Origin of the sequence: Bacillus salacetis (assembly GCF_049177075.1) — a bacterium.
Taxonomy (GTDB): domain Bacteria; phylum Bacillota; class Bacilli; order Bacillales; family Bacillaceae_B; genus Rossellomorea; species Rossellomorea salacetis_A.
Genome location: NZ_CP185377.1, coordinates 1,657,255 through 1,669,051 on the forward strand (window position 1 = coordinate 1,657,255; position 11,797 = coordinate 1,669,051).

An 11,797-nucleotide genomic window follows, 5' to 3' on the forward strand; every position below is an offset into this window, starting at 1 on the left:
TTTTGAGGGGGGATCTCATGGCAAATTTAAATATTGATTTAGCAGGAATCAAATCACCAAACCCATTTTGGCTGGCATCTGCACCGCCAACGAATTCAGGATACCAGGTGCAAAGGGCTTTTGAAGCGGGTTGGGGCGGTGCTGTGTGGAAAACTTTGGGTGAGCCGATCATCAATGTCTCATCGCGATTTGCAGCTGTAAGCTTCAATGGTCAAAGAGTGGCGGGATTCAATAACATCGAGTTGATTACAGATCGTCCTTTAGAGGTCAATTTGAAGGAAATCTATGAAACCAAAAAGCGTTTTCCTAACCATGCAATCATTGCTTCGTTAATGGTAGAGCCAAAACAAGAGAAGTGGCATGAGATTGTAAAGAAGGTTGAAGAAGTTGGGGTCGATGGACTGGAATTGAATTTTGGGTGCCCGCACGGAATGGCGGAAAGAGGTATGGGCTCTGCATCCGGGCAAGTACCTGAGCTTGTGGAAAAGCAGACTTACTGGGTGAAGGAAGTGGCGACGACTCCGGTGATTGTCAAGCTGACCCCTAATATCACCGACATAACGGTAACCGCGGAAGCAGCGGTACAGGGAGGTGCGGATGCTGTCAGTATGATCAATACGATTAACAGTCTGGCCGGGGTAGATCTTGATTCATGGAATACCATACCCCATGTGGCAGGAAAAGGCGCGCACGGCGGTTATTGTGGACCGGCAGTGAAACCTATTTCGCTGAATATGGTGGCAGAATGTGCACGCAACCCTCGGATCGATGTACCGATATCCGGAATGGGAGGCGTTTCAAACTGGCAGGATGCTGTTGAATTCATGCTGATGGGTGCATCCGGCGTACAGGTGTGTACGGCTGCAATGCATCATGGCTTCCGCATTGTGGAAGACATGATCGATGGGTTGAATAATTATCTTGATGAAAAAGGCATCGCTTCTGTTCAGGATATCGTCGGGAAATCTGTTCCCAAATTCTCTGACTGGGGCAATCTCGACCTGAATTATAGTGTAGTCGCTAAAATCAATACAGATGTCTGCATCAACTGCAACAAGTGCCATATTGCATGCGAAGACACTTCGCATCAATGTATCGATATGCTGAAAGATGCTTCAGGCAGCAGCTACTTGAAAGTAAGAGAAGAAGATTGTGTTGGATGTAACTTGTGTTCGATCGTCTGTCCGGTTGATGGAGCCATCGACATGATAGAAGTCCCAAGCGGCCATATGCCGATGACCTGGAACCAACGCCAGGCGGCAGTGGGAAGAATCGCTGATTGCAGCATTGATGCAGTGAAATAATAGTGGAGGTAGAGAAATGAAAAAAGTCATTCAAAATGGAACAATCGTCACAGCGGCAGATACGTATAATGCTGACATCCTTGTTGAAGATGGGAGAATTGCTGCGATAGGGAAGAACTTTGATGTTGGTAAAGATACTGAAGTGGTTGATGCTGAAGGGAAATATATCTTCCCGGGAGGAGTAGATCCACATACACACCTTGAGATGCCTTTTGGCGGGACGGTATCTAAGGATGATTTTGAAAGCGGAACGATTGCTGCGGCGTTTGGCGGTACCACAACGCTAATTGATTTTTGTTTAACGAATAAAGGCGAGCCGCTCCAAAAAGCGATTGATACCTGGCATGCCAAGTCTAAAGAGAAAGCTGTCATCGATTACAGTTTCCACCTTATGATCGGCGAAATCAATGAAGAGGTACTGGAGCAGCTTCCGGAAGTAATTGATAATGAGGGCATTACCTCTTTTAAAGTATTCATGGCCTATAAAAATGTCTTTCAGGCAGACGATGAGACTCTTTTTAGAACATTAGTGGCAGCGAAAGACCTTGGAGCGCTTGTCATGGTCCATGCTGAAAACGGCGATGTCATAGAATATTTGACAGAGAAAGCTTTAAAAGAGGGGAATACAGAACCGATCTATCATGCCTTGACGAGACCGCCGGAGTTAGAGGGAGAGGCGACTGGAAGGGCTGCCAAACTGACGGGCCTTGCTGATTCCCAGCTTTATGTCGTTCATGTCTCGTGTGCGGAAGCGGTTGAACAGATTGCTTCAGCGAGAAGCAAGGGCCTTAACGTTTGGGGTGAAACGTGCCCTCAGTATTTGGTGCTTGACCAATCCTATCTGGAAAGGCCGAATTTCGAAGGAGCGAAATATGTATGGTCCCCTCCGCTGCGTGAAAAGTGGAACCAGGATGTATTATGGAATGCTTTGAAAAGCGGACAGCTGCAAACGCTGGGTTCTGATCAGTGTTCCTTTGACTTCACAGGACAAAAGGATCTTGGAAAAGATGATTTCACGAAAATTCCGAATGGCGGGCCGATTATTGAGGACCGTGTATCTATATTATTTTCTGAAGGGGTGGAGAAAGGGAGGATTACTTTAAATCAATTTGTGGATATTATGTCGACCCGCAGTGCGAAACTTTTTGGTCTTTACCCTAAGAAGGGAACCATTGCAGTGGGATCAGATGCCGATCTTGTTATCTTTGATCCGGATGCTGAGAGAGTCATTTCTGCCGAAGCACACCATATGGCAGCTGACTACAATCCTTTTGAAGGAATGAAGGTGAAAGGTGAACCGGTATCAGTCTTATCCAGAGGGGAATATGTGGTAAAAGACAAACAGTTTGTGGGCGAGCTTGGAAAAGGAAAGTATGTGAAGAGAGCGAAATACGGTTGTCCATTAGTAGAGAGCGAGACGCTGCAATCCTCAAAGTCCTAGTAGCAGATTTAAATATTGCTGAAAATTCCAGAACAGCTCCTGCTAACAGAGCAGGTTAGAAGCAAACCTGCTCTGTTCGCCTCTCTTTTTAAAGTTAGGTTTTGCCATTCGAAGCAAACTAAAAGGGAGTGTTCAATGTGAAGAAAAGCTATTTGAAGTCACCGGATTTGCTGCCAATCAAAGAAAGTGAACGAAAGATTACAAAACTAGGATATTCATTTATGTGGGTGGGAATGGTTGTTGTACTTGCGACCTTTGCCATCGGGGGAGCAGGAGTCATTTCTCTGCCGCTGCCAATGGTAGTGCTGGCAACCGTCATCGGTTCCCTTGCCATCGGATTCTTTATTACTTTGACAGGGGATATCGGTATTGAACACGGTCTTTCCTTCCCTGTCTATATGAGAGCACCGTTTGGGACAATAGGAACCCATATCCCTTCTGTTACCCGTGGTTTGGCAGCTTCCATGTGGTTCGGAATCAACACCTTCTTCGGTGCAACGGCCATGAATGGCATTCTGAATATTTTGTTTGGCTTTGATAACTGGTTTGTATGTTTCTTAATTTTTGCACTCCTGCAATTAGTCAATACAGCGCTTGGAATCAAGGCTGTCGAAAGATTCGCCGATCTGGCTGCTCCCGTTATTATTTTAATTTCTGTCTGGATGTACTCATCTTTATCAGATTCAGCCGCGGCACAGGGAAGGGACATTTGGTCCTGGGTTGAGAGCCCTGTTACTGGCGGTGCAGCATTTACAGCTTTCCTTGTGGTCATTTTCAGTAATATGGGATTCTGGGCTACCCTGGCTGCGGACATCCCATCGATCTCCCGTTATATGAAAGCCCCTAAGTATGAAAAAAACTGGTTCAAAAGAAATCGGAGTGCCATCATCGGTAATCTGGTTGCCCTTCCTATCACGCAGTCTTTCATGGTATTGATCGGTGCGGTGTCGTATATTGCCGTTTTGAACTATGACCCTGTTGTTGCCCTGCAGGAAGCTGCGAGCGGCTTCATTCTGGGAATACTCCTGTTGATGATTGTGCTGGCTCAGTGGTCAACAAATATCGCTGCTAATATTGTTCCTGCTGCGACGATATTCTCAAATGTCGGCGGTCCGAAGTTTCCTTTTTGGGCTGGTGTTATCACAGCGGGTATTGTCGGAACAGTAGTTCAGCCATGGAACCTGTTTGATGTCATTATTCCTGTCCTTCTATTTGTCGGAGGGATCTTATCAGCCATCGTGGGAATTCTTGTTTCCGATTACTACTTCATCAGAAAACGAAGGGTAAACGTCCCTGATCTTTACGAAGAACACGGGCAGTACAAATATATGAATGGCGTCAATTTGGCAGGCTTCATCTCTTGGATACTTGGCGGGGTAGCTTCTTACTTTGTACCGAGTTTCTCCTTCCTTGTAGGCTTTGGTGTAGGGGCTGTTTGCTACTACATTTTAGCTAAGTTCTGGTGGTTCAAAAAATATGAACAATCCGAATTGGTGAACCCGAGCGATGATTTGTACCTGGGTATTTCAGTAGGCCGCGATTGGGAAATTGAAGCAGAACCTGAAACGGTGGTTGAAGAAGTGCCGGCAGTTAAGGGAATTTGATTTAGTAAGTAAGAAGGGAGTGTCGCTATGTCGGAATATCAGGAATTTTTAAGTGAAAGAGATAAGATAGATTACTTGATTCAACAGGGCTACAGAATTGAGAAGATAAGTGAAAACCTAAGCGGTGCATTCGTCTTATTTTCTAATGCAAAAGAAAAAAAGAGTACCACTCTTCATGTCAAAACCGCCAATGCACGAAAATACTTTTCGAATATATTGATCCAAGGTTGAGTGAAAGGGGGGAGTTCCATGAAAGACCTGAACATTCCTGGATTAGATAGTTTTGAATTGAGGGAAGGCCGTCAGCAAGACTTCTCTAAGACAACGGAAGAATTAGCGGAGTGGGTTATGGATTTCTTGACTGCTGATCACTTTAAGGTTGAACTATGGAATGAAGAGGTGTATTTCACGATTCCCCGTATAAAAGAGTAAGGATTGGTTTATCCAATCCTTTTTCTCTATTAATTTCACTTTGACAATGTAAAGAGGGAGGATCGGATGAAAAGTAACTATTATTACTCGGTTGAAGATATTCTTTCGAGGAAGCACTTCGAGCACTCAAAAGTCATTGCTGGCCAAAAGGGTGTCAATCGGCAGGTTAAGTGGGTTCACATTGTGGAAGTACCTGCTATTAAAAACCTTCTGAATGGAAATGAATTGATTCTTACAACAGGTTTGGCGCTGAAAGAAGAAGAAATCTTTCTTTCTCTGATCCAGCAATTGATTGAATGTGAGGCTTCCGCAATATGTATTGAGCTTGATACCAATATTTCGATGATTCCGGATTCTGTACTTGAATGTGCAGAAAAAAACGATTTCCCCATCATCGTTTTCAATAAGGAAGTGCCGTTCGTCAGCATCACTCAGGATATCCACTCCATGATTATTAATCAGCAGTACAGCATAATTAAGAAGCTTGACACATTTGGGCATGAGCTTAACAAGAAGCTGCTGAAAGTCAATCATTTTAGGGAGATACTGGAAGTTTTACATAAGGAACTGAAGGTACCCGTTCTGCTTAAGCTTAAGGACAATGAAGTCGCTATTTATCCCAAGGTGCGGCGGACAGAAGAAGAGCATTTTCGTAAGATGTTTGAAGGGGATGGGAAAGAGGGGTCACCATTTTTGGTTTCCAAGAAAGTCCTTCTGCTCGAACAGGAGTATGCAGAGATTCTGATCTATCGGGAGGATTTTCCTTTTAGTGAGTATGAACTGCTGCTCTTGGACAGGACTTCAACCGCATTGGCTCAATTCCTGATGAGAGAGTTATATTTTAATGAAAAGAAACGGATTGATGAATCGAAGTGGATCATGTCCTGGTTAAAAGGCGAACAAACGGAGGAAAGGCTATCAAGCTATTTATCTGATATTAAAGAAAGGATAACTGGCGGGGTTGTCTGTGTCTGCCGTCTGAAAAAAATGAGAGAAAAGGAAGAGATGGATGTAACATATTTTAAATTGACAGCCAGGAGTCTGTTTGAACAACAAGGTTATAAGATGTTAGTAGAGAAAGAAGGAGATAATCTCATTTTTATCCTGCTTGATCATCGTTCAAGTAAGAATTGGAAATCAAGGATATCCCATGCTTTTGAAAAGATTCTCGAAACTGAATTCTTTCAAAAGGCGACAGACGTCATTTTTGCAGTAGGGAAGTATCTGGAAGAAATAAAGGATATTCACAAAAGTTACCAATCAGCAGCGGAAAGTTTATTGTACCGCTCAAAGGTCGATGGCCATCAAAGGTTTTATTTTTTCGAAGATTTGCATCTATACCGTCTTATATCGACCGTGCATTGTAATGTGAACCTGCAAGAGATGATTGATGAATATCTTGCTCCAATTTTGAAGTACGATCAGAATCAAGCCGGCAGCCTTCTTCAAACATTAAAAGTTTTCTTGAGATGCCAAGGGTCGAAACAGGAGACGGCTAAACGCCTCTTTATCGTCAGGCAAACGCTGTACCACCGTTTGAAGAAAATTGAAGAGCTGATAGGGGAAGATTTCATGAACCCGGAAAAGCGGGTGGCGATCGAGTTTCTTTTAAATGCCCACGATTATTTAAATCCGCTGGCTGCCGCAGAGAAAATTTCTATTAAATAGTTTCTAGATCCTGGTCCGCGGTTGGGCGGAAAAAAACCCAAAACAAAATATTTATTAAGGTCCAAACTGTAAAAAGGACAACCGGGGTTATTGTACATTGTGTCTAATGAAAGCACTATCAATATCATTCATAATGAAAATAAAGTATTTCACAAATTCATGAGTGGGAATGAGGGAGGATTAATATGTCAGTGATCAAAGAAGAAGTTGCTGTGTTGAAAAACTATATTGACGGTGAATGGGTCGAATCGTTAAGTTCACAAACTCTGGAAGTTGTGAATCCCGCAACGAATAAAGAGCTTGCCAGGGTTCCAATTTCGACTAAGGAAGATGTTGATCGTGCAGTGAAAGCGGCGAAAAAAGCATCGAAGACCTGGCGGACCGTTCCGGTGCCAAAGCGGGCGCGATACCTTTATAAATATCATGCATTATTATCTGAAAATCATGAAGAGCTTGCTAAATTGGTCGTCCAGGAAAACGGAAAGTCCTTTAAAGAAGCTTATGGGGAAGTGCAGCGGGGGCTTGAATGTGTAGAGTTTGCCTGCGGAGCACCCACCTTGATGATGGGGGAAACATTAAGTGGAATCGCAGAGGATATTGATTCGGAAATGTTTCGTTATCCGCTTGGAGTTGTAGGCGGAATCACTCCATTCAACTTTCCGATGATGGTACCGTTATGGATGTTCCCGTTGGCAATCGCCTGCGGAAATACTTTTGTTTTAAAACCTTCTGAAAGAACACCAATCCTTGCGAACAGGCTCGCCGAGTTATTGACAGAAGCGGGAATTCCCAATGGGGTCCTGAATGTTGTCCATGGGGCACATGATGTGGTCAATGGGCTTTTGGAACACCAAGACATTGCGGCCATTTCTTTTGTTGGTTCTCAGCCGGTTGCCAAGTATGTATATGAGCAGGCTGCTTCTAAAGGGAAAAGAGTTCAGGCGCTTTCCGGTGCCAAGAACCACCATGTCGTGATGCCTGATGCGGACGTGGATAAAGCGGCTGAACACATCATCAGCTCTGCATTCGGAAGTGCAGGTCAGCGCTGTATGGCATGCAGTGCGGTGGTTGTGGTTGGGGACAATGAACAATTTGTTCAGGCGCTGAATAAAAAGGCGGATGAAATAGGTATTGGGAATGGTATGGATGAAGAAGTACTATTGACGCCGGTCATTCGTAAAGAGAACCGGGAAAGAACCCTCAAGTACATTGAAAAAGGACTCGAAGAAGGTGCTTCTCTCATAAGGGATGGGCGTAAGGATATGGACGCATTTAATGAGGGGAATTTCCTGGGCGCTACCATTTTTGATCATGTAACACCAGAAATGACGATTGCGAAGGAAGAAATGTTTGCTCCGGTACTGAGTTTGCTTCGGGCGAAGGATTTAGATGAAGGTTTGGATTATATCCGTCAATCACGTTTTGGCAATGGCGCTACAATCTATACAAAAGATGCAAAAGCAGTAAGGCAGTTCAGAGAAGAGGCAGATGCCGGAATGCTGGGCATCAATGTCGGGGTGCCGGCAACAATGGCCTTTTTCCCGTTTTCAGGATGGAAGGATTCCTTCTATGGGGATATGCACGTGAACGGAAAAGACGGGGTGAACTTCTTTACAAGAAAGAAAATGGTTACTTCCAGATTCGACTTTTAAGTACGGATATTTCTATAGGGTAGAACGGAATCATATTATCTTTAATGAAAGAGATTCGAGCGCAGGTCCTTATTTTAAGGAAGAAGGAGGAGTCTTCTTGGTGAAAACGAGGCAATCACAGGAAGAATTGTTATCCCATGATGAACAATTTGTATGGCACTCCATGAAGCCGTATAACCCGTCCGGGACTATGGTGGTCGAAGAGTCGAATGGTTCTTGGATAACCGATCATAATGGAGATAAATACTTGGATGGTATGGCAGGATTGTGGTGTGTCAATGTAGGGTATGGTCGTCAGGAGCTGGCTGAGGCAGCCTATGAGCAGCTGAAGAAGATGGCTTACTTTCCTTTGACACAAAGTCATTCCCCGGCTATTCAACTGGCTGAAAAGCTTAATGAAATGCTCGGGGATGATTACGTCATTTTCTTTTCCAACAGCGGATCTGAGGCAAATGAGACAGCCTTTAAGATTGCGCGGCAGTACCATCAGCAAAAAGGTGAAGGGGAAAGATACAAGATTGTCTCGCGTTACAGGGCATATCACGGCAATTCCATGGGAGCACTGGCTGCTACAGGCCAGGCTCAAAGGAAATACAAGTATGAACCCTTGGCGCCTGGTTTTATTCATGTACCTCCTCCTGACTCATACCGGGATGAAGTCGCTGGCGGCAATCCACAAGTGCTGCCGGGAGTAAGAGCAATTGACCAGGCAATGACCTGGGAGTTGAGTGAAACAGTTGCTGCATTGATTATGGAACCCATCATCACGGGCGGGGGTGTTCTTGTTCCCCAGGACGGATATATGAAGGCAGCCAAGGAAGTTTGCGAAAAGCATGGAGCGCTTCTGATTGTTGATGAGGTCATTTGCGGTTTTGGCCGTACCGGAAAGCCATTCGGTTTTATGAATTATGGGGTTAAGCCGGATATAATCACTATGGCCAAAGGAATCACGAGTGCTTACCTTCCGTTGTCTGCCACAGCAGTGAAGCGGGAAATTTATGAAGCGTTCAAAGGTACGGAGGAATACGATTACTTCAGGCATATCAATACCTTTGGAGGCAATCCTGCCGCTTGTGCATTGGCCTTGAAGAATATTGAAATAATGGAGGACGAAAAGCTGTTTGAACGTTCAGCGGAGTTGGGAGAGAAAGCGATTAACACACTCAAAACCCGGCTTCAGGAGCACAAGTTTGTTGGGGATGTGCGTGGAAAAGGGCTGCTGTTCGGTATCGAGCTTGTTGAAGATAAAAAAACAAAAGAACCTTTGCCGGTTGATCAAGTCAACCAGGTGATCGGATATTGTAAATCTAAAGGAGTCATCATTGGCAAAAATGGAGCGACGGTGGCCGGATTTAACAATGTTTTGACGATTTCCCCGCCTTTGAATATTGAAGTGGAAGACCTGGATTTCCTTCTGAAGACGGTATGTGACGGAATCAATAGTCTGCGATAATGAGTTGGCGCCTGCAGGATTGCAGGTGCTTTTTATATGCTTTGGACGTGTTGATAGTCGCCGATAGATAGAAAAAAACTTGAACCTTTAGGTCCAAGTTTTTTGTTATTGAAATGCTTTGATATTTCGATTTGGGAGTCTCCATTTTAAAGAATAAGACAATACTCTTAAGGAAGTGGTTAAAATGAAGAGAGTATATAATTCCCAAGCTTCGGTGACTAGTTTCAGGCCGATGGCAGCGCCGCAAAGGACAGCCCAAACGGCGTAAATTTCAGATCTGAGCACCAATGGTTTTCTGCCGGCAAGCAGATCCCTGATCATTCCGCCGCCGCTTCCAGTAAGAACTGCAGCCACGATGATAGCGCTGATCGGGTGATTCATCTCCGATGCATAGATGGCTCCCTGAATCGCGAAAGCTGACAAACCGATCGCATCGAAGAAGTTTCCCCAGCGCCGCCAATGGCGGAGCAGGTTATTTGGGAATATAAAAACTGCCGTAATCGATAGAAGTGCGATTTGGAACAAAAAGCCTTGTTCCCATAACGCCGAGACTGGGACACCGATTAGAAGGTTTCGGATCGCTCCCCCTCCAAATGCAGTAACGATACCTAAGATGTAAACGCCAAGAATGTCATATTCTTCTTCCATTGCAACGATTGCTCCGGAAACGGCAAAAGCGATTGTGCCGATGATACTAAGAACTTCCCAAGTCATACCTGTTCCCCCTTTGCTGTTATTTCCGGAATTCCTTTAACACATTAACGCAACGGGGGACTGTCCCTCAGTAAGTTAATGCGTTAATCTGTTAAAGAAACTCTCCATGGTTGTTGGTTTGAAACTCGATTCAAACATATTGATTTTAACACGCAAAATACGTTTTGCAACCTTTTTTTATCACATTTTCAAAAAGGTTAAACATAGTGTTTATATGTGGTTTTTGATATGATGAACAATAGAAAATATAAAAGGAAAGAAGGATTCTGTTTGGAAGAAAAAATGATTGAAAAAGCCATTCTTGTCGGATGTCAAATCCAAGAAGATGACCAGCGCTTTCAGTACTCTATGGAAGAACTTGCGTCATTGACCGAAACGGCTCAAGCGGAGGTTGTGGCAGCCTTAAGCCAAAAGCGGGAACGCATCCACCCCAAAACTTACATAGGCAAAGGGAAAGTCGAAGAACTAATAGCGCTTGAAGAACAGTTTGAACCTGACCTTGTCATTTTTAATGATGAACTGTCGCCAAGCCAGATCCGCAATTTGTCAGAACAGCTAGAGGCCAGGGTGATAGACAGAACACAGTTGATATTGGATATCTTTGCCCAAAGAGCCCGCTCCAAGGAGGGGAAGCTGCAAGTGGAATTAGCGCAGCTGCAATACATGCTGCCCCGCTTGGTTGGTAAAGGGACGGCGATGTCCCGTCTAGCCGGGGGAATCGGTACGAGAGGACCCGGTGAGACGAAGCTTGAGAGTGACCGCCGCCATATCCGCCGCCGGATTGATGATATAAAGAAATCCTTGCAGGTGGTGGTCGACCATCGTGAGCGTTACAGGGAACGGCGTAAAAAGAATAAAACATTTCAGATGGCTTTGATGGGTTATACCAATGCGGGGAAGTCCACTCTTTTCAACCGGATTTCGATTGCGGATTCATACGAAGAAAATCAATTATTCGCGACGCTTGATCCGCTGACCCGAAAATTGATCCTTCCCAGCGGGTATACAGCGCTGGTTACGGATACGGTTGGTTTCATTCAGGATCTTCCTACTGCGTTGGTTGCTGCATTCAGGTCGACATTAGAAGAAGTAAAAGAAGCGGACCTTCTATTGCACGTCGTCGATAGTTCCAATCCGGATTACAATAATCATGAGAAAACAGTTCAAAATCTTTTGAAGGAATTGGAAATGGATCATATTCCGCAGCTGACGATTTATAATAAAAGAGATGAGATGCATCCTGACTTTGTGCCGGACAGCAGCAGCGAAAAAATCATTATCAGTGCCTTGGATGAAGAAGACCGGACAAACCTGAAAGATAAAATAGAGGAAATAGTCATAGAACAGATGGAAGCCTATCATGTCCATCTCCCTTCAAGTGAAGGAAAGCTCTTATCGCAGCTGAAAAATGACACGATTCTAAGAAAACTTGAATTCAATGAAGAAACTCATACCTATGAGGCTAAGGGTTATTCATTGACCGATCATCCTGTAACGGGAAGCATCAAGAAATATCAAAAGTAACAGCT

10 protein-coding genes are annotated in these 11,797 nt (G+C 44.4%); 9 read left to right on the plus strand and 1 reads right to left on the minus strand.

Going from position 1 to position 11,797, the window contains the following annotated elements:
- Nucleotides 1-17 precede the first annotated feature (17 nt).
- The 8 genes from preA to ACOJQI_RS08360 all read left to right on the plus strand — a co-directional run bounded on the left by preA (nt 18) and on the right by ACOJQI_RS08360 (nt 9,554).
- A complete protein-coding gene (preA, locus tag ACOJQI_RS08325) occupies nt 18-1,304 on the plus strand; it encodes an NAD-dependent dihydropyrimidine dehydrogenase subunit PreA (RefSeq protein WP_421384756.1) in 1,287 nt (428 codons plus the stop codon).
- A gap of 16 nt (nt 1,305-1,320) precedes the next feature.
- Complete coding sequence (hydA, locus tag ACOJQI_RS08330; RefSeq protein WP_421384758.1) at nt 1,321-2,745, plus strand: dihydropyrimidinase; 1,425 nt, start codon at nt 1,321-1,323, stop codon at nt 2,743-2,745.
- Between the two features lie 137 nt (nt 2,746-2,882).
- Nucleotides 2,883-4,349 (plus strand): NCS1 family transporter, encoded by a 1,467-nt coding sequence (locus tag ACOJQI_RS08335; protein WP_421384760.1) that lies wholly within the window; start codon nt 2,883-2,885, stop codon nt 4,347-4,349.
- Between the two features lie 27 nt (nt 4,350-4,376).
- Nucleotides 4,377-4,580 (plus strand): hypothetical protein, encoded by a 204-nt coding sequence (locus tag ACOJQI_RS08340; protein ID WP_421384762.1) that lies wholly within the window; start codon nt 4,377-4,379, stop codon nt 4,578-4,580.
- Nucleotides 4,581-4,598: 18 nt separating this feature from the next.
- The gene (locus ACOJQI_RS08345; RefSeq protein ID WP_421384764.1) at nt 4,599-4,781 is read left to right on the plus strand and encodes a hypothetical protein; all 183 of its coding nucleotides are present in this window, start codon (nt 4,599-4,601) and stop codon (nt 4,779-4,781) included.
- Between the two features lie 66 nt (nt 4,782-4,847).
- A complete protein-coding gene (locus ACOJQI_RS08350; protein WP_421384766.1) occupies nt 4,848-6,449 on the plus strand; it encodes a PucR family transcriptional regulator in 1,602 nt (533 codons plus the stop codon).
- A gap of 185 nt (nt 6,450-6,634) precedes the next feature.
- The gene (locus tag ACOJQI_RS08355) at nt 6,635-8,101 is read left to right on the plus strand and encodes a CoA-acylating methylmalonate-semialdehyde dehydrogenase (RefSeq protein WP_421384768.1); all 1,467 of its coding nucleotides are present in this window, start codon (nt 6,635-6,637) and stop codon (nt 8,099-8,101) included.
- 97 nt (nt 8,102-8,198) lie between these two features.
- Nucleotides 8,199-9,554, plus strand: a complete 1,356-nt coding sequence (locus ACOJQI_RS08360) for an aspartate aminotransferase family protein (RefSeq protein WP_421384770.1) — start codon at nt 8,199-8,201, stop codon at nt 9,552-9,554.
- Between the two features lie 105 nt (nt 9,555-9,659).
- Here ACOJQI_RS08360 and ACOJQI_RS08365 read toward each other — a convergent pair whose 3' ends face one another.
- A complete protein-coding gene (locus tag ACOJQI_RS08365; RefSeq protein WP_421384772.1) occupies nt 9,660-10,268 on the minus strand; it encodes a trimeric intracellular cation channel family protein in 609 nt (202 codons plus the stop codon).
- Between the two features lie 228 nt (nt 10,269-10,496).
- Between ACOJQI_RS08365 and hflX the strand changes: the two genes are divergently transcribed.
- Nucleotides 10,497-11,792, plus strand: coding sequence for a GTPase HflX (hflX, locus tag ACOJQI_RS08370; RefSeq protein WP_421384774.1), 1,296 nt, complete (start codon nt 10,497-10,499; stop codon nt 11,790-11,792).
- The last annotated feature ends 5 nt before the right edge of the window (nt 11,793-11,797 follow it).

Bases quoted from the DNA above. Each gene is read 5' to 3' on its own strand.
- preA (WP_421384756.1), top strand. From the start codon at position 18: ATGGCAAATTTAAATATTGATTTAGCAGGAATCAAATCACCAAACCCA.
- hydA (WP_421384758.1), top strand. From the start codon at position 1,321: ATGAAAAAAGTCATTCAAAATGGAACAATCGTCACAGCGGCAGATACG.
- ACOJQI_RS08340 (WP_421384762.1), top strand. From the start codon at position 4,377: ATGTCGGAATATCAGGAATTTTTAAGTGAAAGAGATAAGATAGATTAC.
- ACOJQI_RS08345 (WP_421384764.1), top strand. From the start codon at position 4,599: ATGAAAGACCTGAACATTCCTGGATTAGATAGTTTTGAATTGAGGGAA.
- ACOJQI_RS08350 (WP_421384766.1), top strand. From the start codon at position 4,848: ATGAAAAGTAACTATTATTACTCGGTTGAAGATATTCTTTCGAGGAAG.
- ACOJQI_RS08355 (WP_421384768.1), top strand. From the start codon at position 6,635: ATGTCAGTGATCAAAGAAGAAGTTGCTGTGTTGAAAAACTATATTGAC.
- ACOJQI_RS08365 (WP_421384772.1), bottom strand. From the start codon at position 10,268: ATGACTTGGGAAGTTCTTAGTATCATCGGCACAATCGCTTTTGCCGTT.
- hflX (WP_421384774.1), top strand. From the start codon at position 10,497: ATGATGAACAATAGAAAATATAAAAGGAAAGAAGGATTCTGTTTGGAA.